Here is a 20,792-nt window from a genome sequence, read left to right on the forward strand (position 1 = left end):
GCAGTCATGGCTCGGATGACAGGACACCGTTCATCAAGGCGTCAGCGAGCACGCTGCGGTACGCACGAGTCGCGCGAGTGATCTCGGCATACGCCTGGATCTTGTCGTCGAGGGCAGCGAGCGTGGCACCGATCGCCGCCTGCTCGGCGACCGGCGGCACGAGGACGGGCAGCTCACCCAGGGTGCGGATGCTCAGTGACGGGATGACCGCCCCGGCCGTCCGTGTCCTGATCCAGTCCTGTGCCGTAGTCGCGCTCAGATAGGCCGCGAGATACGCGGCCCCAACCGGTCCCGTCCCGGACAATCTGAGCCGTACCAGGTTGGGGTGGAACAGCCAGCCCGCGTGCTCCCCGGTGACCAGTGCGCAACGGCCCACGGTACCGGTGCGGGTGATGAGGATGTCCCCCTCGGCCAGTTCGTACTTCGCCAGAGTCCGCGCCCGGTCCCACGGGATCGCTGGTACGGCCGGGGCCTCCTCGGTGACGATGCGCCGACCCCGCAAATCACGCGGCAGGACGACGGGGACGCCGCCGTCCGCCTGGGTGAGGCCCTTGTCCTCGGTACGTTGGCCCGGCCCTGCCTGGATGGAGGCCCACAGCTCCCCCAGCGGGCGACTCGACCAGCCGGTCGGTGGCACAGAACCCTTGGCCCCCTCGGTCGTCGTCACAGTCCGTACCTCCCGAGCCATCGGGCCGCTTCGGCCTCGGCCGCATCCGCCCGAGCGTGCAGGGTCGCGATCTCCTCGGCCAGTCTCGCCAGCCGGTCCCGGATCTCGGCGGGGCCGGCCGCTGGGGCGACCGAGGTCGGGCCGGGCAGTCGGACATACCGCGAGGGATCCAGATCGTGGCCGTGCTCCACGATCTCCGACATCGGCACGGCCCGGCTCAGGCCCGGGGTGCCCTCGAAGGAGCGCCCTGCCACACCGGCCTGATACCAGGACACGTACTCCCCCACCAGCCGGGCGATGTCGTCGTCGGACAGAGCCCATTGGGTCCGGGCGAGCTGATGTCCGAGGTGCGCGCCCGCCACGAACAGCACTTCGCGGTCCACCGCCCCCTGCGAACCGGGGGCACGCAGGAACCAAATCTGCGTCTTGACGCCGGTGAGTGTGAACAGCCCGCCGGGAAGCTCGATCACGCCCTCGACGGCCCCGGCTTCGACCAGCCCCGACCGCACCGTGTGGGAGGCACCGGCGTTGAAGGAGGCCCCGGCCGGCATCAGCACCGCGGCCCGTCCGTCAGGAGCCAGACGGGAGACGACGTACTGGAGCCAGTCGAACTCGGTACGCCGGGCCTGGCCGTACAGCCAGTAACGAGGAGACACGTCGTCCGGGACCCTGCCCCCGAAGGGCGGGTTGGTGATCACCACCTCACAGCTCGCCTCCGGGTCACTGAACGGGGAGAGAGCGGGGGTGACCGGCCCCTCGGCCAGCTCGCCGCCATACGCGCCGTGTACCCGGACGTTCATCCGCGCGATCCGCAGCGCGCGATCGTGGAGAACCCGGCCACGCACCTCACGCGGTCCCCGTCCGCTCCTCCCCTCTCCGGCCGTGGCGTCCAGGTACGCGGTCAGCAGTTCTCCGGTACGGCAGTACGGGTCGAGCGGTACGGCCCCGGCGGGTGCGACCGCGGCGAGGGCGCCCGCCATGACCCGGGCGACGGACGGCGGCGTGAGGAAGTCGCCCCCCTCGTGGGCGTCGGCATCGCGCAGCAGGGCGAGGACAAGATCGAAGGCCCGGCGGCTCTCCTCGGCGGAACGGGGAGGGTTGCGCTCGAGCCGGTCCTGGAGAGCGGCCGGGAGGCCACCGGGGTACTTCTGTTCCGGGAGGTCGACGTCACGTTCGGTCTGTATCCACCCGCGCCGACCCGCTTCCCCTCCGTCCGCCTCCACGATGGCGCAGAAGACGAGGTACAGCAGCCAGTCGAGGTAGAGCCGCAGCGGCACGGACCCGCGCATACGCTCCGCCCCAGGCCCAGTGAGTTCTCTGACCGCGGCCAGCAGCCCTCCGGCCCTGCCCCCGGTCAGCCCTGCCCGGAAGCGGTCACCGTAGGTGATGCCGGTCGGTTCACCAGGGAGCAGAGCGTTCACGGGGATGGTCCGCGAGGACAGCCAGGCCAGCACCTCGCCGGCCATGAACAACTCCGGTTCCGCGCTCGCCGGAGCGGGGTAGTCCGGATACCGTCGCTGCCAGTTACTGACGGCGGGGCGCTTCACTCCGGCGAACCGGGCGATGTCGGACCGGGAGACGAGTCGGCCGGCGAACTCAACGGTGTCGACGTCGACGGTTGTACTGCCGTCGGCGCCCGGCCTTTTGGCGTGATCGGTCACGGTGTCTCCCGGGTTCGGGCCTCGATGGACATGGAGCCGGTCCATCAGAACTGGGGCGGCCGGGTGCCGCGAAGGACATCGCCCCGGTCGGCGAGGACGGCCGGGAACCTGTCCATGGCCTGCGCCTCCTTGGCCAACTCGGGGTTGAGGTAGCCGAGCACACGGTAGATCTTGGCATGGTCGGCGGCGAGGTCGCGATGGTGGACCGGCTCGTGGTGCATGATGCGGTTCCGCAGCAGAACCAGGGAGGACAGGCCGTCGTAGAGGTCGCGACGACGCCCTCGGTAGTGCGGGAACGCCTGGTGCAGCGCGGGCACCCAGAAGCTCCGGTCGTAGCCCGACGCGTGGCTGAGCAGCGAGACCCAGAAGCCGAACGACAGCTCCGCGACCACGTCGTCCGCGGTCGTCCTTGACAGACGCCGTCGGCAGGAGCGGTGCGCGTCGTCGACCAGCTTCACCCCCCGCTCGCTCAGCGGCGCGACCGTCCACCAGTCCGGCCTGCCGTGATGGCGTGCGAGCGTTTCGTGCAGGGCGTTGCGCAGAGCCAGTTCCAGACAGTGCAAGGGCCCAAACAGTGCGGCCGAGACCTCGACGTTCCACCAGTACAGCCGCGATGCCGTGCGGGCATCACCCCGAGCGGCCCGGATGTAGCGCCGCAGTCGCGGCAGGGACAAGGTCGTCAGCATCCACGCGGGCAGGCGACTGGTCATGGTTCCCCCTCCATTTGGTGATCGTCACTACACGGTGATGCAACTGCGGATGCGTCGTGCTAAGGTCAACGACGAACGTTCTGGGTTCGCCTCTGCATGCATGCCGCCCAGAGCACGGCCTCCGGAGCCCCGACCGCAGTCAAGTTGCGGTCGGGGCTCCGCGCGTTCGTGACGCTGTGGAGCCCGCCCCACGAAGACATCTGTCACTCTAGCCACAACCCTGGCAGACTGCAAGCGCACTGCAATACTGGTGAAACTGTTAAGCGTCGATCGGCATTAACAAGCGGCAAGGCGCTAATAATGACCACTGATAACGACCACTAATAACTGGCGCCCCACGCAGCCACTCCCCGAGCCTCTGATCCCCATGCCTCTCCTCACCCCGAGGCGCTGCGTACGGCGGTCGAGAGGCTGACGCCGAGCCGTGCGCCAGCGTTCGTACAGGACCTCGTCGAAGCGACGACCAACGCTCAGCAGACCCACTCTCTCGCTGCCCCTACGCACCTTCGTCCCCACCTGGGGCATGTTCGTGGCGATCCAGCGCCGCCCTTCCCGCGCCGCGCGTCTGCGTCACTTGTAGGAAGTGATCAGCGTCGGCGTAGAAGACCCGGCGCAAGCCGTGGCGGGCATCCGGACGATCCACGCCGACGCGGAGACAGAGGGCCGAGGTGGAGCGCATCGCCACCGAACTCGCCGCCCTCGGCCGCGATGCCGAGACCGCGGGCAGCAGGCCGGGAGGGAAGCCCGGCGGACGGGAACTTCCCCATCTTCAGCGGGCGCGGCTTCATCCAGTTCCTCACGATCCCCCGTCACGAGTGCGTCTACGTCTGCAGCATCGTCCGGAACGGGTGAGCAAGGCTCACCGGGCCTACTTGAAGAAGGCGATGCCGTCGTCCGGCATGTCGTCCGGGAGGGCCTTGGCCCAGCGCTCGACGTCCTCGGGGGTGACGACCTTCTTCAGGTGGGCGGACATGTAGGGGCGCAGCTCGACCTCGGGCGTGGCCTTCTCGCCGACCCACATCAGGTCGCTGTTCACGTAGCCGTAAAGCCGCTTGCCGCCGCTGTAGGGCCCGGAGGCCGCCGTACGCGCGACGGCGTCGGTGACCAGGTCGATCTGGGGCTTCTGCTTGGCCAGCTCGCCGTACCAGACCTCGACGACGCCGTCGTCACGGGTCATGACGATCTCGACCTTGCGGTCGGCGTCGACGCGCCAGAAGCCGGACTCGGTCTCCAGCGGGCGACGCTTGTTGCCGTCCTTGTCCAGCACCCAGGTGTGGGAGCGGTACTCCAGGAAGTCCCGGCCGTCGTGGGAGAAGGTGACCTCCTGGCCGAAGTTGCACTTCTCGGCGCCGGGGAAGTCGTGGACACCCGCGCCCGCCCAGCTGCCGAGCAGGAAGGCGAGGGGGACGAGGTCCTTGTGCAGGTCGGACGGGATCTCGATCATGAGCAGCTCAGAAGTCTCGTACGTCGATGGGTGGCGGGGATCAGCGCTGGCCCTGGTACAGCTTCTTCACGGCCAGGCCGGTGAAGGCGAGCACGCCGACGCAGACCAGGACCAGCAGGGCTTCGAAGAAGATCTCCACGGGGTGCTCCTCGGATGAGCGGAGGGTCGGTACTACACAAGGCCGGACCCCAGCTTACGCGGCTGGGGCCGGGGGCGTTCCGCCAGGCTCCGCGTTCCGCTCAGCCAAGCAGTCGGTTCTGCGGGACTACCATTCGGGCATGGCGAAGAAGCTCGTGATCAAGGTGACGGCGGGGGCCGACGCTCCCGAACGCTGCTCCCAGGCCTTCACGGTGGCCGCGGTCGCCGTGGCCAGCGGTGTCGACGTCTCCGTCTGGCTGACCGGCGAGTCCGCGTGGTTCGCGCTGCCAGGCCGGGCCGCCGAGTTCGAGCTTCCGCACGCGGCACCGCTCCCCGACCTGATCGACTCGATCCTGGCCGGCGGCCGCCTCACCCTGTGCACGCAGTGCGCCGCCCGCCGCGACATCACCGAGGACGACGTCCTCAAGGGCGTACGGATCGCCGGGGCGCAGGTCTTCGTACAGGAGTCCCTGGCGGACGACACCCAGGCCCTCGTCTACTGAGACACCGGACACCTGCCTAGTGAGAGGCGTCTGCCCAGAGGCAGAACGGGTGCCCGGACGGATCGAAGAGCACCCGTACGTCGTCCTGAGGCTGGTACTCGGCGAGCCGCGCCCCCTCCGCCACGGCCCGCGCGGTCTCGGTCTCCAGGGCGGCGAAGTCGTCGACCTCGATGTCGAGGTGCAGCATCATCTGCTGATCACCCGGCGTGCGGGTGGGCCAGACGGGCGGCGCGTACTCGGGTTCGGTCTCGAAGGCGAGGGACGTGCCCTCGGTGCCGGGCGGCGGGCCGAGGAGCACCCAGCCGGGTTCCTCGCGGCGGACCTCGTAGCCGAGCAGGCGTCGGTAGAAGGCGGCGAGGCCATGGGCGTCGTGTGCGTCGAGGACCACGGTGGACAGGCGCGTAGGCGACATGCGTACGTTCCTACCGCCGCCGCTTCTTGCCGTCCAGTTCGTCCCACCACTCGTCGGACTTGGGGTCGCCGGAGGGGTCGTCCCACCAGCGGTCGTCGGGGCCCCGGCGGTTGGCGACGACGGCGGCGAGCGGCGGGATGACCATCGCGACCACGCACATGCCGACCGCGACCGGGACCGACCAGAGGCGTACGACACCCCAGGCCAGGACGAACAGCGCGAGACACGTGCCCATCATGACGAAGTAGGCGTGGCGCCGGCGGGCGTACATACCTCCAGCGTAGGACGCGGGCACGCCGAAGGGCCGCACCTCCCGGGTCACCGGGAGGTGCGGCCCTTCGGCCACTGCATACGAATGCTGCGAACGCTACGAGCGCTCAGACCGCGATCGCGACCTCGGCGAGCGCGCCCTTCTCGGCGACGACGACCGTACGGTCGGCGGTGCCGCCGGGGACGAGCGCGCGGACGGTCCAGGTGCCCTCGGCCGCGTAGAAGCGGAACTGGCCCGTCGCGGAGGTGGGGACCTCCGCCGTGAACTCGCCGGTCGAGTCCAGCAGACGGACGTAGCCCGTCACCGGCTCGCCGTCGCGGGTCACCTGACCCTGGATCGTGGTCTCACCGGGCTTGATCGTCGAGGCATCGGGGCCGCCGGCCTTCGCTCCACACATGTCTTTCTCCAGAAGGGGTCTGACCGGAGGGAAGGCCGGTCGGATGGGTTGCTTGGGTGCTTACTTGTTGGCCCCGAGCTCGATCGGGACGCCGACCAGGGAGCCGTACTCGGTCCAGGAGCCGTCGTAGTTCTTGACGTTCTCCACGCCGAGCAGCTCGTGCAGGACGAACCAGGTCAGCGCGGAGCGCTCACCGATACGGCAGTAGGCGATGGTGTCCTTCGCCAGGTCGACCTGCTCCTCGGCGTAGAGCTCCTTGAGCTGGTCGTCCGACTTGAAGGTGCCGTCGTCGTTGGCGTTCTTCGACCACGGGATGTTGCGGGCGCTCGGGACGTGGCCCGGACGCTGCGACTGCTCCTGCGGCAGGTGGGCCGGGGCGAGCAGCTTGCCGGAGAACTCGTCGGGCGAGCGGACGTCGACCAGGTTCTGCGAGCCGATCGCGGCGACGACGTCGTCGCGGAAGGCGCGGATCGCGGTGTTCTGCGGCTTGGCCTTGTACTCGGTCGTGGGGCGGGCCGGAACCTCGGAGACCAGCTCGCGGGCGTCCAGCTCCCACTTCTTGCGGCCGCCGTCGAGGAGCTTGACGCTCTCGTGGCCGTACAGCTTGAAGTACCAGTAGGCGTACGACGCGAACCAGTTGTTGTTGCCGCCGTAGAGGACGACGAGGGTGTCGTTGGCGATGCCCTTCTCCGACAGGAGCTTCTCGAAGCCGGTCTGGTCGATGAAGTCACGGCGTACCGGGTCCTGGAGGTCCTTCGTCCAGTCGATCCGGATCGCGTTCTTGATGTGGTTCTTCTCGTAGGCGGTCGTGTCCTCGTCCACCTCGACGATCGCGATGTTCGGGTTGTCGAGGTTGGCCTCGACCCAGTCGGCGTCGACGAGGACGTCGCTGCGGCTCATGCTCTTTCTCCTCCGGGGCAGTTGCGGCGGGTTGCCTCCGGCGGTTTGGGCCGGGGGCGCGCAAGGGATGGGCCCTGGCTGGACAGGGCGCAGGCGCAAGGGAACGCGGCAGCGGGAACCGCCGCTCAGAAAGTGCGACAGAGCATGGCGGCGACGCGGCACAGGTCGACTGCCCGCCGCTTCGTGAGATCCGCCTGTCGCTTCATGACTGTCGATCGTAGGGAGGGAGGGGCGGGCGTGTCACCGGTGTGTCGAATTATGAGACACGATCGTCCGATATGCGAGACAGGGAAGGGCGCCGGGGCCTGATCCCGGGGGCGCCGGGGCCTGTGTAGCCGTCATCACATCTACGGCATCTACGGTACGGACGGCGGCGTCTCGCCTTTCGGACGCCGCGGCTCCGCTGAAGCTGAACCGGTCCGGCGTGGTCCTACCCGACCAGCGAGACGTTCGAACCCTTCACCGTGATCTCCACGCCGTCCGACGCCGCCTCGACCTTGTCGAGCTTGATGCCGCCGGGGAGGTCGTCGATGGCCTGCTGGAAGTCGGTGATCGAGCGGACGGCGTTCTCGGCGAGGTCGGCGCCGCCGAGGTCGGGCAGGGAGTCGGCGCGCACCTCGACGGTGTCGTCCTTGACGCTCACCGTGCTGAGGACGGAGAAGGTCTTCTTGCCGAGGATCGGGATGTCGAGCTCGATCGCGACCTTGGTCTTGCCGTTGCCGCCGTCGGAGAGGCCCACGACGCGGGCGGTGGTGCCGGGGGCGACGTCCGTGGGCTCGGACTTGGCGGCCTTGAGGAGTTCGTCGTACGCGATGGTCGCGGTGCCGGTGGCGCTGGCGGCGGTGGCGGAGCTGTAGTCGGAGGAGAACGCGACGCCGCGCATGTTCGCCTTCAGGTCGGCGATACGGATGCTCTCGTCGGCGTTGCCCGTGGGGGCCTCGTAGTCCGCGATGCCGACCTCGACGTCGTCCAGCTCGCCGCTCGCGACCTGGGTGAGGAACGGGAAGCCGTTGATCGACACGTCCGGCGTGTCGGCCAGGCCCTCGCTGCTCTTCAGCTGCGCCGCCGCCTCGTCCTCGGCGAAGCCGACGGCGACACGGTCCGCGATCACGAAGAGGCCGCCCAGGATCACGGCGACGATGACAAGTGTTCGCAGTGCGCGCATGTCTCGGTGTTCCCCACGTTGTGCGACTCGGCCGGTCGGTCCGTTCCCCGCGAGGGTAATCGCGGGGGTGCGGGGGTGAGGTGCGTTTGTGAGCCTTGTTGATCATCTGTGACAGGGCATGGGGTGTCTGCGGTGCGTTTGTCCGTGCGGATGGGTGGGGGCTGGTCGCGCAGTTCCCCGCGCCCCCTAAAAGCCAGGGGGCGCCCGCAGGTCTTCAGGGGCGCGGGGCTCTGTCGATGTGCGGCTCCGCCGCGTGGGCGCGACCAGCCACGAATCACCCGCAGCCGCCACACAAACCGCACTCCCCGAGCTCTCAGGCGAGCGCGCGGCCCAGCAAATACACCGCCGGAGCCGCCGCAGTCAGCGGCAAGGCCACCCCCGCCGTGAAGTGCACGAAGCGGGACGGGTAGTCGTACGAGGCGACTCGGTGGCCGATCAGGGCGCACAGGGCAGCCGCGCCGCCCAGCAGCGCACCCGACGTGCCCAGTTCCGTCGCACCGCCCACGGCGATCCCCGCCCCCGTCGCCGCCAGCGGCGAGACGACCACCGAGACCGGCGTCGGCAGCGGCAGCGCACGGGCCAGCACCGCCACGGCCACCGCGACCCCGCCCACCGCCACCGCGTCCGCCACGGCCGCCAGATACCCGGCCGCGATGATCGACAGCGCCGCCGAGGCGACCGTCGCCATCAGGCCGTACATCCGCTCATCCGGATCCGCGTGGCTGCGCAGCCCGAGCACGATGCCGAGCAGCACCCACACCCCGAGCGTCCCGAGGATCGCGGCGGGCGCGTGTTCCCGGCCGGCCGCGAAGAGCGCCACGTCCGCCGCGAGCGCGCCCGCGAAGGCCAGCACGATGCCCTGCCGGGCCGGCCACATACCGTTCAGCCGGAACCAGCCCGCCGCCGTCACGGCCTGCAGGATCACCAGGGGTACGGCCAGCGCGTACTCCCCGATCGCCGCCGCGCCCGCCAGCAGCAGGCCCAGTACGGCCGTGATCAGCGCCGGCTGCATCCCCGGCTCGATGATCGGGGACCGGCCCTCGGCACGGGCGCGCTGGGCGTCGGTGACCCGGGCGTTGCCGGTGAGGGTCGGGGGACCGTAGCCGGGCTCGGGCTGGGAGACGGGGTCGGCCTGCGACCGGACCTGCGGGTTTGGGTGCGGGTGCGCCTGCGGCTGGGGCTGCGGCTGGACCTGGGCCGCGTACTGGCCGTGCTGCCCGGCCTGCCCGCCGTACCCGTCCGCCTGCGGCGGCAAGTACGCCGTCTCCGTCACGTTCGCCGCGACCGGCGCCTGCGGCTGCACCTGGGTGTCCCAGGTCTGGCCCTCCCACTGCTGGGCGTACTGCTGGGCGTGGGCGGCCTGGCTCTCGTCATACCCCTGCCAGTGCGGCTGGGCCGGCTGCGGCTGCTGGTGGGCGTCGTACCCGTACGGCTGGTTGCTCATGATGTTGGGGGTCACCCTCCTGCGAACGGCGGGAGCACCTCGACCGTGCCGCCCTCGGCCAGACGTACCGTCTCATGTTCACGGAGGCCCACGGGGTTTCCGTCGACGAGGAACGAGCATCGGAGCAGTACGCGGACGAGGTCGCCGGGGTGGCGCTCGCGGGCTGCGGCGAGGGCCTCGGCGAGAGTGGTCGCGTCGTACGGCTCCTCGGCGACGCCGGCTGCGGATCTGGCGGCGGCCCAGTAGCGGACGGTGCCCTTTGGCATCTGCGTTCCTCTGGATTAGTCGTGACGGGCATCAGGCTCACCAATCGGATTAGCGATCCGTGGTGCCCCTGTGACAGACTGTCATACGCACGCCCGGCGCCCAGGCGACGTCGGGCACCCTCCTCGGTCCTATAGCTGTGCAGGCTGGGCCGACCAGCGTCCGGAGGGACGTGCCACGCGGGCTGACGGTTCGTCCGTAAGCACCAGGGCACGAGGGCGATTGGCTCACACCTTACGCAACGCTCAGGGTCACTGAGCCAGTCAGAGACGCTACGGGGGACCCGGCGATTGCAGCCCCGCGCCTCTTTACGGGGCGCGACCCCGGCTATCGGGGCGCGGCCGCCTTCACCAGCCACTCCCCCATCCGCTCCAGCAGTTCCTCCCCCGCCGCGTTCTCCGCGTGCCCCATCCCGCGCTCCAGCCACAGCTCCCCGTTCTCGCCGGCGGCGTCCGCCAGCATCTCGGGGTGGTCGACCGGGAAGTAGCCGTCGCGGTCGCCGTGGACGATGAGGAGGGGGGTCGGGGCGATCAGGGGGACCGACTCCACCGGCGACAGGGGCACCGGGTTCCAGTCGCGGTGGTGGATACGGGTGCGGAAGCCGTAGCGGCCCACGAGGCGGCCGGCGGGGCGGGTGACGAGCCAGTGGACGCGGCGCATGGGGGCCGTGCCCCGGTAGTACCAGCGGGCGGGGGCACTCACCGAAACCACCGCGTCGGCTCCGTCGGGCAGCGCCGCGTGCCGCAGCACCACCGAGCCGCCCATCGAGAACCCGACCGTGGCCACGCGCGCGTGCCCGAGTTCCCGGGCCCAGCGCACCGCCGCCGCCACGTCGAGCACCTCCCGGTCGCCGACCGTCGAGTGGCCGCCCGATCTGCCGTGACCGCGGAAGGAGAACGTCACGACGGCCCCGTACCGGGCGAGCGTCCCGGCCACCCGCCGGACGTGCGGGCGGTCCACGTCACCCGTGAACCCATGTGCGACGACGACCGCGAGATGGCCTGCGGATGGACTCCCGGTGTCGGCGGAACGGTCATGGGAGCCGTCGTATACAACCGCCCCCGGGTCGTATGCGGCCTCGATATTCACCCCGTCGTCAGTGGTCAGAAACCTTCGCAAACGGCTCCGGTACGGGCGGGAAGAGGTTCGATCGGCCGTCTCGGAGTTCGGAATGTCGAAAGATCGCGTCACATGCCCTGCCGGACCAGCACTCATGTGGGCTATTCTGCTCGACAGAGGACTCGGGCAACGTAGCCCCCGGGTCCTTTTGTGCTTTCGGAAGCGTTGTATACGAAGCGGGAAACAGCAGGTGACCGCAGGTGTACGGGGCCCCGGGATCGCAGAGTAGTTCCGTACCGCACACGTCCTCGCAGGGACCGAGGAGGAACCAGACGTATGAGTTCTCTGCTGCTCCTGACCAATGCCCTCCAGCCGTCGACGGAGGTGCTGCCGGCCCTCGGCCTGCTGCTGCACAACGTGCGCGTGGCTCCGGCGGAAGGCCCCGCCCTCGTCGACACCCCGGGTGCCGACGTCATCCTCATCGACGGCCGCCGTGACCTCCCGCAGGTCCGCAGCCTGTGCCAGCTTCTGCGCTCGACCGGCCCCGGCTGTCCTCTCATCCTCGTCGTCACGGAGGGCGGGCTCGCCGCCGTCACCGCCGACTGGGGCATCGACGACGTACTGCTGGACACCGCGGGCCCTGCCGAGGTCGAGGCGCGGCTGCGGCTGGCCATGGGCCGGCAGCAGATCGTCAACGACGACTCCCCCATGGAGATCCGCAACGGCGACCTCTCGGTCGACGAGGCGACGTACAGCGCGAAGCTGAAGGGCCGGGTCCTCGACCTCACCTTCAAGGAGTTCGAGCTCCTGAAGTACCTGGCCCAGCACCCCGGCCGGGTCTTCACCCGCGCGCAGCTCCTCCAGGAGGTCTGGGGGTACGACTACTTCGGTGGCACGCGCACGGTCGACGTCCACGTACGGCGGCTGCGGGCCAAGCTCGGACCCGAGCACGAGTCGCTGATCGGGACCGTCCGGAACGTGGGTTATCGATTCGTTACGCCGGAGAAGGCGGACCGCTCGGGCGACGACACGAAGGCCAAGGCGGGGTCCGCAAAGCCGGAGGATGCGGACGAGACGGCGGCGCTGGACACCGCCGAGGTCGCGGCCGACGCGTGACCGGCGCCGCCGCCGGGCGGCGTACGCACGGGTAACCCACAGGGACGCCCCGTACGCCCTGCCCAGCGGCGGTCCATCCGCGTAGACTCCGCGCGTGGCCAAGGTGACTCGGGATGATGTGGCGCGACTTGCGGGTACTTCCACCGCCGTCGTCAGCTATGTCATCAACAACGGACCCCGGCCGGTCGCCCCGGCCACGCGCGAGCGTGTCCTCGCCGCCATCAAGGAACTGGGGTACCGGCCCGACCGGGTCGCCCAGGCCATGGCGTCACGGCGTACCGAGCTCATAGGTCTGATCGTCCCGGACGCGCGTCAGCCGTTCTTCGGCGAGATGGCGCACGCGGTCGAACAGGCGGCCGCCGAGCGCGGCAAGATGGTCCTCGTCGGGAACTCCGACTACGTCGCCGAGCGTGAGGTCCACTATCTGCGGGCGTTCCTCGGTATGCGGGTCTCCGGGCTGATCCTCGTCAGCCACGCGCTCAATGACAACGCTGCCGCCGAGATAGAGGCGTGGGACGCCCGGGTCGTGCTGATGCACGAGCGGCCCGAGGCGATCGACGACGTCGCCGTGGTGACCGACGACCTGGGCGGCGCGCGGCTGGCGGTGCGGCATCTGCTGTCGCACGGGCACGCGTATGTGGCCTGTATGGGTGGCATCGCCGAGACGCCGCTGGTCGGTGACCCCGTCTCCGACCACGTCGAGGGATGGCGTCGGGCGATGGACGAGGCCGGGATCTCCACGGAGGGGCGCCTGTTCCAGGCGCCGTACAACCGGTACGACGCGTACAACGTGGCGCTGGAGCTGCTCTCCGGGCCGGATCGTCCGCCGGCGATCTTCTGTTCCACCGACGACCAGGCCATCGGTGTGCTGCGGGCCGCGCGTGAGCTTCGTATCGAGGTGCCGTCGGAGTTGGCGGTGGCCGGGTTCGACGACGTGAAGGAGGCGGCGCTGACGGATCCGCCGCTGACGACTGTCGCGACGGACCGTACGGGGATGGCTCGGGCCGCGGTGGATCTGGTGCTGGATGACGGGCTTCGGGTGGCGGGGTCGCGGAGCGAGCGGGTGAAGCTGTTTCCGTCGAAGCTGGTCGCGCGGCGGTCTTGCGGGTGCGAGTAGCTTCCAGCGGCTGCGAGTAGGGCGCCGTAGGGGCTTGGGTTCGTTTTCGGCCGCGGGTGCGTTGTGGCTTGTCGCGCCCACGCGGCGGAGCCGCACACTGATACCGCCCCGCGCCCCTTAAGAGCATGGGGTTGCCCTCGCTCCTCAAGCGCGACAAGGCCCGCGCCCCGAGAAGTCGGGGTGCGGGCCTTGCTGTGATCGGTGGTCCTAGAACAGCGCGTTGTACTGGTTGTAACCCGTGCCCAGCTTGATTCTGCTGCCGAACAGGGACGTCGACGCCTTGTTCGTGCCCGGGTAGAGCCAGAGGGTGCCGCCGGAGTCGCGGGTCATGACGTCGGCGATGGCGTCGCCCGTTACGTCGCCGTTCGTGACGTAGGACGTGAACTTCCAGCCCGTGCGGGCCTTGATGCGCGGCGACCAAGGGGACGATGCCTTGCCGGTGCCCCGGTAGAGGTAGAGCGTGGCGTCGGAGGCGCGGACCAGGAGGTCGGGCTTGCCGTCGCCGGAGAGGTCGCCGCGGCCGAGGAGTTTGGCGCCCTTCCAGGCACCGGAGACGACCTTGATCTTGCTGTTGAACTGGCCGTTGCCCTTGCCCGGGTAGAGGTAGACCGAGCCCGAGGAGTCGAGAGCGAGGAGGTCGGGGCGGGCGTCGCCCGTCATGTCGCCGGGGATGGCGTAGGACTTGTAGCCACCCCAGACGGAGCTGATCTGCATCCAGGTCCACTCCCAGGTGGAGTGGCTCATGTAGCTGCGGTACAGCTTGCCGTCGTTCTTGTCCCGGATGATCAGGTCCTGGTAGAAGTCCCGGTCCAGGTCGGCCTGCATGCCCCAGCTCGCGTTCTGCCAGCCGTTGCCCTGGTAGTCCCGGGTCGCCAGCGACGTGCCCTTGCTCGCCTGCAGGAAGAGGCCCCCGGAGGGCGTGCGGGCGAGGAGGTCGGCGCGGCCGTCGTACGTCAGGTCCGTGTCGTCGATGCGCGGCTGGGCGGCCCAGGTGTACGAGGAGACCTTGGTGAACACGGGGTAGGCGCCCTTGGCGACACAGCCCGAGACGCCCCAGGAGACGATGCCGACAACCTTGCCGCCGACGACCAGAGGGCCGCCGGAGTCACCGTTGCAGGTGCTGGTCGTACCGTCGTTGCCGCCGGAGGCCGGCGTGCCGGCGCAGACCATGGAGCCCTCGGCGAAGTAGTCCGTGCCGAGGATCGACTTCATGGCGCTGTCGCAGGTCGCGTCCTTGACCAGAGGCAGCGTGGCCTTCTTCAGGTTCGCGGCCAGCTCGCCGCCGGAGGAGGTCACGCCCCAGCCGTACACCGTGCCCTTGGTGCCGGCTGTGTAGAGCGCGCTGTCGTTGGACGCGGCCAGCGGCAGCCACTTCTGGTCCAGCGGGCGGTCCAGGGTGAGGACGGCGACGTCGTTCCTGATGGTGTCGTCGTCGTACTTCGGGTGCTCCCACTTCCGCAGGACGCCCGCGACCGTGCCGGTGGTGTCGTCGTACAGGCCCGTCGCGCCGGCCAGGACGGCACCGTTCGCGACCCAGTCCAGGCCCACGGTGCAGTGGGCGGCGGTGAGGACCTTGTTCGGGGCGACGAGCGTGCCACCGCAGAAGTAGCCCTCCTCGGTGGCGGGGTCGTAGTACGCGAGCTGGACCATCCAGGGGGCGGAGGAGATCGTCGTCTCGCTGCCGCCGATGATGTAGGAGGAGCGGGTCGGGGCGTCGGCGGAGCCCTCGTCGGATTCGGTGGACTCGTCCGTGGTCTGGCTCGCCTGGTCCTTCGCCGCCTTGGTCACGCGTTCGCGGAGTTCCTCGGCGGAGGCCTTGGGCGCGGCGGGCTGGTCGAGGGTGACGGTGGGCTGGGTCGGCTCGTCGGCCGCCGTCGCGGGCTGCGCCGCGAGTACGCCGACACCGCTCAGCGCGAGCGCGAGCGTGGCGGCGGGAAGTGCCTTGAGGGCACGTATCACTCAGGGCTCCTGGGGTGCGTGGATGACGTAGGAGGCCCGAGAAGGGCGTACGACGCCGACCACCCCGACGAACACGGGTTGTACCGCGGAGCCCCCCTCCGGCGCGGTGATCGTAGGCCCCGTACGTCACGCCGTACACAGGAATCACAGGAGTCGGACAAGTATTCGGAGGCTGCGTTCCTGTGCATCACCTCACAGCCACCCTTTGTTTCCCTGACCTGCGGGAGCCGGGCGCCTTTATTCGGTGCGAACGAGGTTCTGGGGGGCTTCTCAGGGAGCACTCAGGAAGGTCTCATGGTCGCGCTGCAAGCTCTGAGTCATGACCGAGAGCCTCCGCCGCAGCGGCGAGTACGAGAACCCCTTCCAGGGTCAGCAGCAGCACTCCGGGTACGCCGAGGGCGAGACCCAGCAGCAGCCCGCGTACCTCCAGCAGCAGCACGCCTCCGCCCCGGTGAACCCGGTGAACCCGGAGTGGCCGCCTCCGCCGTCGTACCAGCCGCCGGCCGCCGCTGCCCCGGAGGCAGCCGCCACCCCGGAGGTCGCCGCTCCGGCCCCCGCGCCCGCTCCGAAGAAGCGCGCCCGAGGCCCGCTCGCCCTCCTCGCGGCCGTGGCGATCGTCGCGGCGGCGATAGGCGGCGGTACGGCGTACGGCATCCAGGAGCTGACCGGCTCGGACACCGTCGCCGCCAGCTCCACCAGCACCAGCGTGGTGCCGACCAGCCAGAAGGGCACGGTCTCCGGGGTCGCCACGGCGGTCAGCCCGAGCATCGTGGAGATCAGCGCCAGTTCGAGCGCGGGTGAGTCCACCGGTTCCGGCGTGATCATCACCAGCGACGGCGAGATCATCACCAACAACCATGTGATCTCCGGCGCCTCCGAGATCAAGGTGACGACGAGCGACGGCAAGTCGTACACCGCCGAGGTCGTCGGCACCGACAGCAAGAAGGACCTCGCCCTCATCAAGCTCCAGGACGCCTCCGGTCTGAAGGCGGCGACGCTGGGCGACTCCGACGCGGTCAAGGTCGGCGACGAGGTCGTGGCGATCGGCTCCCCCGAGGGCCTGACCGGCACGGTGACCAGCGGCATCGTCTCCGCGCTCGACCGTGACGTCACCGTCTCGACGGAGGAGAGCCAGGGCCAGCAGCAACAGCAGGGCGGCGGCGGGCAGTGGCCGTTCGAGTTCGGCGGCCAGCAGTTCAACGGCGACACCGGTTCGTCCACGACGACGTACAAGGCCCTCCAGACCGACGCGTCCCTCAACCCCGGCAACTCCGGCGGCGCCCTCATCGACATGAACGGCAACATCATCGGCATCAACTCCGCGATGTACTCCGCCTCCGACGCCACCTCCTCCTCCAGCGCCGGCAGCGTCGGCCTCGGCTTCGCCATCCCGATCAACACCGTCAAGTCCGACCTGAGCACGCTGCGGGCGGGCGGCTCGGACTGACACCGGCCGACAGCTGACCCTTCTTCCGACCTTGGAGGTCGAAATGATCAAGCAGGTCTCGATCAAGCAGGTCTCGATTCAGCAGGTCTCACACGACGTCGTGACCGCCGGCGACCCGGCCGGACTGCGCCTCGCCCTCGCGGTGGCGGCCGAACTGCACCCGCCGGTGACCCGAGCCCCCGAGGTGGCGTCGGTCGCTCGCGCGACGGCGCGCCGCAACACAGCGGCCCGGCTGCACCGCCGTACGGTACGCAACTGATCCTTATCCCCCGGCCCTGGAACGTGCGAGGCTGAGGACCAGCCAAGACCACGTCACGTCCCACACTCCCGAGGAACGAAAACACCATGAGCCCCGCCGAAGGCGCCCCCGAACCCCAGCGCATCCTCATCGTCGACGACGAACCGGCGGTACGCGAAGCGCTGCAGCGCAGTCTCGCCTTCGAGGGCTACGACACCCAGGTCGCGGTCGACGGCGCGGACGCGTTGGAGAAGGCGGCCTCGTACCAGCCGGACCTGGTGATCCTCGACGTCCAGATGCCACGCATGGACGGTCTGACCGCCGCCCGCCGTATCCGCGGCGCGGGCGACACGACCCCCATCCTGATGCTGACCGCCCGTGACACGGTCGGCGACCGCGTCACCGGCCTCGACGCCGGCGCGGACGACTACCTGGTCAAGCCCTTCGAGCTCGACGAACTCTTCGCCCGAGTCCGCGCGCTGCTGCGCCGCAGCTCGTACGCGGCCGCCGTGACGGAGACGGCCGAGCAGGACGAGGCGCTCACCTTCGCGGACCTGCGGATGAACCTGGCGACGCGGGAGGTCACGCGGGGCGGGCGGCCTGTGGAGCTGACCCGTACGGAGTTCACGCTCCTGGAGATGTTCATGGCCCACCCCCGCCAGGTCCTCACCCGCGAGCAGATCCTGAAGGCCGTCTGGGGCTTCGACTTCGAGCCGTCCTCCAACTCCCTGGACGTCTACGTCATGTACCTCCGCCGCAAGACCGAGGCGGGCGGCGAGCCGCGCCTCGTCCACACCGTGCGGGGCGTCGGCTACGTACTGCGACAAGGCGGCGCCGAGTGAAGAAGGTCATACGCCGCTACCGGTCTCTCCCGATCCGCACGCGGCTGTCGATGCTGGTCGCGGCGGCGGTGGCGTTCGCGGTGGCGGCGGTGTCGGTGACGTGCTGGTTCATCGTGCAGGGGAAGCTGTACGACCAGATCAACGATGAGCTGACGAAGTCGATGCGCATGGCACAGGATCAGGCCGGCACCGCGCTCGTCGACTGCGCGCGGACCCCGCAGGAGGACGTCCGCTTCGGCCCCCGGAACACGTACTCCCAGGTGGTCCTGGAGGACGGAACGCCCTGTGTCCTGCCGTTCTCCTACGGCACGCTCAAGGTCACACAGACGGACAAGGACGTCGCCAAGGAAACGGAAAACCCTCAGGCCGTCTTCCACAACAGCACCGACACGGAAGGCAACGACGTACGTGTCATGGCCTATCCGGTGAGCATCCTCAACCGGGACACGGGGGCTACGTCCAACGCGGCTGTCCTCGTCGCCCAGCGCCTCGACGGCACCCAGGCCACCCTCAACGACCTCGCCCTGATCCTCCTCCTCGTCTCAGGCATCGGAGTCGTAGGCGCCGGAGCCGCCGGCCTGGCCGTGGCGCGGGCGGGTCTGCGCCCGGTCGACAAGCTCACGGAGGCGGTCGAGCATGTGGCGCGCACCGAGGACTTGAGCATCCGTATCCCCGTGGAGGACGAAAGCGAGGACGAGGTGGCCCGCCTCTCCCGTTCCTTCAACTCGATGACGAGCGCGCTGGCGAACTCCCGCGAGCTGCAACAGCAACTGATCGCGGACGCCGGCCACGAACTCCGTACGCCCCTCACATCCCTCCGCACGAACATCGAACTCCTCACCCGCAGCGAGGAGACAGGCCGCCCGATCCCGGCCGAGGACCGCAAGGCGCTGCTCGCCTCGGTGAAGGCCCAGATGACCGAACTGGCTTCCCTGATAGGCGACTTGCAGGAGCTGTCCCGTTCGGACTCGGGCCAGCAGGGTGGCCGCCACCTCCAAGTCGTGGACTTCCAGGAGACGGTGGAGGCGGCCCTGCGGAGGGCCCGTCTGCGCGGCCCCGAACTCACGATCACGGCGGACCTTCAACCGTGGTACGTCCGCTCCGAGCCCTCGGCCCTGGAGCGGGCCATCGTCAACATCCTCGACAACGCGGTGAAGTTCAGCCCCGAGGGCGGCACGATCGAGGTCGCCCTGAACGACGGAGTACTGACGGTCCGCGACCACGGCCCAGGCATCCCCACCGACGAACTCCCCCACGTCTTCGACCGCTTCTGGCGCTCGCCTTCGGCACGAGCGCTGCCCGGCTCCGGCCTGGGCCTGTCCATCGTGGCCCGCACGGTGGAACAGGCCGGCGGCGAGGTCACCCTGACCCGTGCCGAGGGCGACGGCACGGTGGCGACGGTACGACTGCCGGGGGCGGCTACGGTTCCGCCGGAGGTTCCGTAGGAGGTTCGTAAACCTGCCAGAAGACCTTTTCGATCACGATCTGGGGATCTTCGGTTCGGCGGACGAAGCTGTACTTCAACCAGCCGTTTCCGTGGTCGAAGAAGCAGAGGTGGCGGCCCTTCGGTTCAGTGGACCGAACCGGCACGACCCACATGCCCTCGGGAAGTCCGGCATCGGCATCGATGCCGCGGAAAACCGGTCTTTCGCCGTGACCAGCTCAGCGCGCGCCGCGAGGGCGATCTCACGAGCGTGGTCGGGCAGCGCCTCGAAGATGGCGAGAGCATCGATCGCCAGTCCGCCTGCCAAGGCGGCCCCATGAACCCATCAGTCACTCGCCGGGCTCCAGTTCACGGACCCGGTGATGAATCTTCGCCGCCTCTTCGAGGAGAGCCTTGGCCTCGGCGATGTCGGTGCACTCGTACGCGGCTCGGTGTTCAAGATCGCGAACGTGCGCGTCCAGCTCGGGGTCGCGGGCGAGGGCGTACTCACCCCACCAGAGGGCCATGAACGCAGACACCGGCCCGAGGTTGTAGGCGTCGGCGATCGCCCGCTTCCAGTGCGCATCGAAATCCGGGAGGAGTTCGGGAGTGTGCTCGACGATGGCCTCACGCAACGCCATCGGGGTCCGCTCGGGCATGGGAGGGATGATCGGATCGGGTTCCGCAACGTGGGCAGCCATGATCGAGGTCCTCCTTTTGCGCGCCGTGTCTACGACCATTGCCGCGCTCACCGTCCCCGCGCGGATTGTCCGCGCACCCACTCAGGCGGAGGCAGCAGGCCCTGGGCGCGCGTCTTCTCAGCGGCCAAGGCGTACAGGTTGGCCAGCACATCGGGCCCTTGATCGAGTTCCTCGTTACGAACGGTAATCACCGCTCGTCAAATCCCCCTGCCCTGAATCAGGAGGCTTCGCCATGCGCGCGTTCGTCGCGAAACTCTGCGAGGTACTGCTCCCCGGACGCGGTCGGCGTCGGGTGGCGGGCCATGGATCAACTCAACCATGAAGAGGAGCCGTTGGACCCCGGGCCGCCGCCCCCTCCCCGTCCGAAGCCCGTCGACGACCTCTGGCCCTTCGAGCCGTACGGCAACTTCGTACGGCCCTACGTCCTCACCCCGGAGGAGCTCTACGTGGCGTACGGCATGGAAGGAGTCCCCGCATGATGCCCGGACTGCGGCTGCTGCCCTGGACCACCCCGGACGGCAAGCCCTGCTACCTCGACCCGGACACCGCGTACCCCGGCCCCCTCTCCCAGCTCGCCGACAGCGTGGAGGTCATGCAACTCGGCTCGGCGGAGGAGGTGTTGGCCGGCGGCAGGGCCGTACTCGCGGACTCGGCGGCCGGGGAGCGGGCGTTGCGGTTCGCGCTGACGCGGGCGGCGGAGTCGTTGGAGGACGTGCTGCGGATCGCGGCCAGCAGAGGGCAACGGATCGACGCGGCCGACGGCGAGGGCGACCCTTGAGCGCCGGCTCGCCCCAACGGCGTTCCCCCGCACAAGACTTGTGGATCTTGCGTGACGAACCCGTGACACGTTTCTGAGGCCAGTCTGAGAAATATCTGAGGCCTTTGTGATGTGGGTCGTGTTCTCTGCTTACTGA

At 69.5% G+C, this 20,792-nt stretch carries 23 protein-coding genes; 9 read left to right on the forward strand and 14 right to left on the reverse strand.

Features of this window, described 5'->3' with window-relative positions:
- Positions 1-4: 4 nt before the first annotated feature.
- The 4 genes from F3T56_RS23820 to F3T56_RS23840 form a co-directional block, all read right to left on the reverse strand.
- The gene (locus F3T56_RS23820) at positions 5-667 is read right to left on the reverse strand and encodes a restriction endonuclease subunit S (protein WP_172639098.1); all 663 of its coding nucleotides are present in this window, start codon (positions 665-667) and stop codon (positions 5-7) included.
- Positions 664-2,328, reverse strand: a complete 1,665-nt coding sequence (locus tag F3T56_RS23825; protein ID WP_172639099.1) for an N-6 DNA methylase — start codon at positions 2,326-2,328, stop codon at positions 664-666. The genes F3T56_RS23820 and F3T56_RS23825 overlap by 4 nt, the downstream gene beginning before the upstream one ends.
- A gap of 44 nt (positions 2,329-2,372) precedes the next feature.
- Positions 2,373-3,038: a hypothetical protein gene (locus tag F3T56_RS23830; RefSeq protein WP_149827419.1), complete on the reverse strand. Its 666-nt coding sequence runs from the start codon at positions 3,036-3,038 to the stop codon at positions 2,373-2,375.
- Between the two features lie 868 nt (positions 3,039-3,906).
- Entirely contained in the window at positions 3,907-4,482 is a 576-nt protein-coding gene (locus tag F3T56_RS23840; protein ID WP_149827420.1) for a heme-binding beta-barrel domain-containing protein, read from the reverse strand.
- 278 nt (positions 4,483-4,760) lie between these two features.
- Between F3T56_RS23840 and F3T56_RS23850 the strand changes: the two genes are divergently transcribed.
- Complete coding sequence (locus F3T56_RS23850) at positions 4,761-5,123, forward strand: DsrE family protein (RefSeq protein WP_149827421.1); 363 nt, start codon at positions 4,761-4,763, stop codon at positions 5,121-5,123.
- A 16-nt stretch (positions 5,124-5,139) separates the two neighbouring features.
- Here F3T56_RS23850 and F3T56_RS23855 read toward each other — a convergent pair whose 3' ends face one another.
- The 8 genes from F3T56_RS23855 to F3T56_RS23895 form a co-directional block, all read right to left on the reverse strand.
- Complete coding sequence (locus tag F3T56_RS23855; RefSeq protein ID WP_149827422.1) at positions 5,140-5,535, reverse strand: VOC family protein; 396 nt, start codon at positions 5,533-5,535, stop codon at positions 5,140-5,142.
- A gap of 10 nt (positions 5,536-5,545) precedes the next feature.
- Complete coding sequence (locus tag F3T56_RS23860; protein ID WP_149827423.1) at positions 5,546-5,806, reverse strand: DUF3099 domain-containing protein; 261 nt, start codon at positions 5,804-5,806, stop codon at positions 5,546-5,548.
- A gap of 106 nt (positions 5,807-5,912) precedes the next feature.
- Complete coding sequence (locus F3T56_RS23865; RefSeq protein ID WP_043502058.1) at positions 5,913-6,203, reverse strand: DUF1416 domain-containing protein; 291 nt, start codon at positions 6,201-6,203, stop codon at positions 5,913-5,915.
- Between the two features lie 60 nt (positions 6,204-6,263).
- Positions 6,264-7,103, reverse strand: a complete 840-nt coding sequence (locus F3T56_RS23870) for a sulfurtransferase (protein ID WP_149827424.1) — start codon at positions 7,101-7,103, stop codon at positions 6,264-6,266.
- Between the two features lie 430 nt (positions 7,104-7,533).
- On the reverse strand, positions 7,534-8,268 hold the full coding sequence (locus F3T56_RS23880; protein WP_149827425.1) for an LmeA family phospholipid-binding protein: 735 nt from the start codon (positions 8,266-8,268) through the stop codon (positions 7,534-7,536).
- 313 nt (positions 8,269-8,581) lie between these two features.
- Positions 8,582-9,712 carry a hypothetical protein gene (locus tag F3T56_RS23885; RefSeq protein ID WP_149827426.1) on the reverse strand — a complete coding sequence of 377 codons (1,131 nt, stop codon included), beginning with the start codon at positions 9,710-9,712 and terminating at the stop codon, positions 8,582-8,584.
- Between the two features lie 11 nt (positions 9,713-9,723).
- On the reverse strand, positions 9,724-9,978 hold the full coding sequence (locus tag F3T56_RS23890; protein WP_149827427.1) for a MoaD/ThiS family protein: 255 nt from the start codon (positions 9,976-9,978) through the stop codon (positions 9,724-9,726).
- Positions 9,979-10,303: 325 nt separating this feature from the next.
- Positions 10,304-11,191 (reverse strand): alpha/beta hydrolase, encoded by an 888-nt coding sequence (locus F3T56_RS23895; protein WP_149827428.1) that lies wholly within the window; start codon positions 11,189-11,191, stop codon positions 10,304-10,306.
- A gap of 180 nt (positions 11,192-11,371) precedes the next feature.
- On the opposite strand from F3T56_RS23895, the gene F3T56_RS23900 reads away from it, so the two are divergent.
- Positions 11,372-12,151 (forward strand): winged helix-turn-helix transcriptional regulator, encoded by a 780-nt coding sequence (locus F3T56_RS23900; RefSeq protein ID WP_149827429.1) that lies wholly within the window; start codon positions 11,372-11,374, stop codon positions 12,149-12,151.
- 94 nt (positions 12,152-12,245) lie between these two features.
- On the forward strand, positions 12,246-13,268 hold the full coding sequence (locus F3T56_RS23905) for a LacI family DNA-binding transcriptional regulator (RefSeq protein ID WP_149827430.1): 1,023 nt from the start codon (positions 12,246-12,248) through the stop codon (positions 13,266-13,268).
- Between the two features lie 207 nt (positions 13,269-13,475).
- Here the strand turns inward: F3T56_RS23905 and F3T56_RS23910 are convergent, their stop codons facing one another.
- Positions 13,476-15,227 (reverse strand): trypsin-like serine protease, encoded by a 1,752-nt coding sequence (locus F3T56_RS23910; RefSeq protein ID WP_149827431.1) that lies wholly within the window; start codon positions 15,225-15,227, stop codon positions 13,476-13,478.
- Between the two features lie 319 nt (positions 15,228-15,546).
- Here F3T56_RS23910 and F3T56_RS23915 point away from each other — a divergent pair, with 319 nt between their 5' ends.
- The 4 genes from F3T56_RS23915 (at position 15,547) to F3T56_RS23930 (ending at position 19,199) form a co-directional block, all read left to right on the forward strand.
- Complete coding sequence (locus F3T56_RS23915; protein ID WP_149827432.1) at positions 15,547-16,674, forward strand: S1C family serine protease; 1,128 nt, start codon at positions 15,547-15,549, stop codon at positions 16,672-16,674.
- 43 nt (positions 16,675-16,717) lie between these two features.
- A complete protein-coding gene (locus F3T56_RS23920; RefSeq protein ID WP_149827433.1) occupies positions 16,718-16,933 on the forward strand; it encodes a hypothetical protein in 216 nt (71 codons plus the stop codon).
- 86 nt (positions 16,934-17,019) lie between these two features.
- A complete protein-coding gene (locus tag F3T56_RS23925) occupies positions 17,020-17,754 on the forward strand; it encodes a response regulator transcription factor (protein WP_149827434.1) in 735 nt (244 codons plus the stop codon).
- A gap of 50 nt (positions 17,755-17,804) precedes the next feature.
- Entirely contained in the window at positions 17,805-19,199 is a 1,395-nt protein-coding gene (locus F3T56_RS23930; RefSeq protein ID WP_425473608.1) for a sensor histidine kinase, read from the forward strand.
- A 328-nt stretch (positions 19,200-19,527) separates the two neighbouring features.
- Here the strand turns inward: F3T56_RS23930 and F3T56_RS23940 are convergent, their stop codons facing one another.
- Positions 19,528-19,878, reverse strand: coding sequence for a DUF6247 family protein (locus F3T56_RS23940; protein WP_149827436.1), 351 nt, complete (start codon positions 19,876-19,878; stop codon positions 19,528-19,530).
- A gap of 302 nt (positions 19,879-20,180) precedes the next feature.
- Between F3T56_RS23940 and F3T56_RS23945 the strand changes: the two genes are divergently transcribed.
- Entirely contained in the window at positions 20,181-20,357 is a 177-nt protein-coding gene (locus F3T56_RS23945; protein WP_246203792.1) for a hypothetical protein, read from the forward strand.
- Positions 20,354-20,656, forward strand: a complete 303-nt coding sequence (locus tag F3T56_RS23950) for a hypothetical protein (RefSeq protein ID WP_149827437.1) — start codon at positions 20,354-20,356, stop codon at positions 20,654-20,656. Before F3T56_RS23945 ends, F3T56_RS23950 begins: the two co-directional genes overlap by 4 nt.
- Positions 20,657-20,792: the final 136 nt, after the last annotated feature.

The organism is Streptomyces tailanensis (assembly GCF_008386495.1).
Taxonomy (GTDB): domain Bacteria; phylum Actinomycetota; class Actinomycetes; order Streptomycetales; family Streptomycetaceae; genus Streptomyces; species Streptomyces tailanensis.

Coding starts and splice junctions, on each gene's coding strand:
- F3T56_RS23945 (WP_246203792.1), top strand. CDS start 20,181: ATGGATCAACTCAACCATGAAGAGGAGCCGTTGGACCCCGGGCCGCCG.
- F3T56_RS23885 (WP_149827426.1), bottom strand. CDS start 9,712: ATGAGCAACCAGCCGTACGGGTACGACGCCCACCAGCAGCCGCAGCCG.
- F3T56_RS23925 (WP_149827434.1), top strand. CDS start 17,020: ATGAGCCCCGCCGAAGGCGCCCCCGAACCCCAGCGCATCCTCATCGTC.
- F3T56_RS23865 (WP_043502058.1), bottom strand. CDS start 6,203: ATGTGTGGAGCGAAGGCCGGCGGCCCCGATGCCTCGACGATCAAGCCC.
- F3T56_RS23900 (WP_149827429.1), top strand. CDS start 11,372: ATGAGTTCTCTGCTGCTCCTGACCAATGCCCTCCAGCCGTCGACGGAG.
- F3T56_RS23860 (WP_149827423.1), bottom strand. CDS start 5,806: ATGTACGCCCGCCGGCGCCACGCCTACTTCGTCATGATGGGCACGTGT.
- F3T56_RS23880 (WP_149827425.1), bottom strand. CDS start 8,268: ATGCGCGCACTGCGAACACTTGTCATCGTCGCCGTGATCCTGGGCGGC.
- F3T56_RS23895 (WP_149827428.1), bottom strand. CDS start 11,191: ATGAGTGCTGGTCCGGCAGGGCATGTGACGCGATCTTTCGACATTCCG.
- F3T56_RS23850 (WP_149827421.1), top strand. CDS start 4,761: ATGGCGAAGAAGCTCGTGATCAAGGTGACGGCGGGGGCCGACGCTCCC.
- F3T56_RS23930 (WP_425473608.1), top strand. CDS start 17,805: ATGCTGGTCGCGGCGGCGGTGGCGTTCGCGGTGGCGGCGGTGTCGGTG.
- F3T56_RS23830 (WP_149827419.1), bottom strand. CDS start 3,038: ATGACCAGTCGCCTGCCCGCGTGGATGCTGACGACCTTGTCCCTGCCG.
- F3T56_RS23840 (WP_149827420.1), bottom strand. CDS start 4,482: ATGATCGAGATCCCGTCCGACCTGCACAAGGACCTCGTCCCCCTCGCC.
- F3T56_RS23940 (WP_149827436.1), bottom strand. CDS start 19,878: ATGGCTGCCCACGTTGCGGAACCCGATCCGATCATCCCTCCCATGCCC.
- F3T56_RS23915 (WP_149827432.1), top strand. CDS start 15,547: ATGACCGAGAGCCTCCGCCGCAGCGGCGAGTACGAGAACCCCTTCCAG.
- F3T56_RS23855 (WP_149827422.1), bottom strand. CDS start 5,535: ATGTCGCCTACGCGCCTGTCCACCGTGGTCCTCGACGCACACGACGCC.
- F3T56_RS23890 (WP_149827427.1), bottom strand. CDS start 9,978: ATGCCAAAGGGCACCGTCCGCTACTGGGCCGCCGCCAGATCCGCAGCC.
- F3T56_RS23920 (WP_149827433.1), top strand. CDS start 16,718: ATGATCAAGCAGGTCTCGATCAAGCAGGTCTCGATTCAGCAGGTCTCA.
- F3T56_RS23950 (WP_149827437.1), top strand. CDS start 20,354: ATGATGCCCGGACTGCGGCTGCTGCCCTGGACCACCCCGGACGGCAAG.
- F3T56_RS23870 (WP_149827424.1), bottom strand. CDS start 7,103: ATGAGCCGCAGCGACGTCCTCGTCGACGCCGACTGGGTCGAGGCCAAC.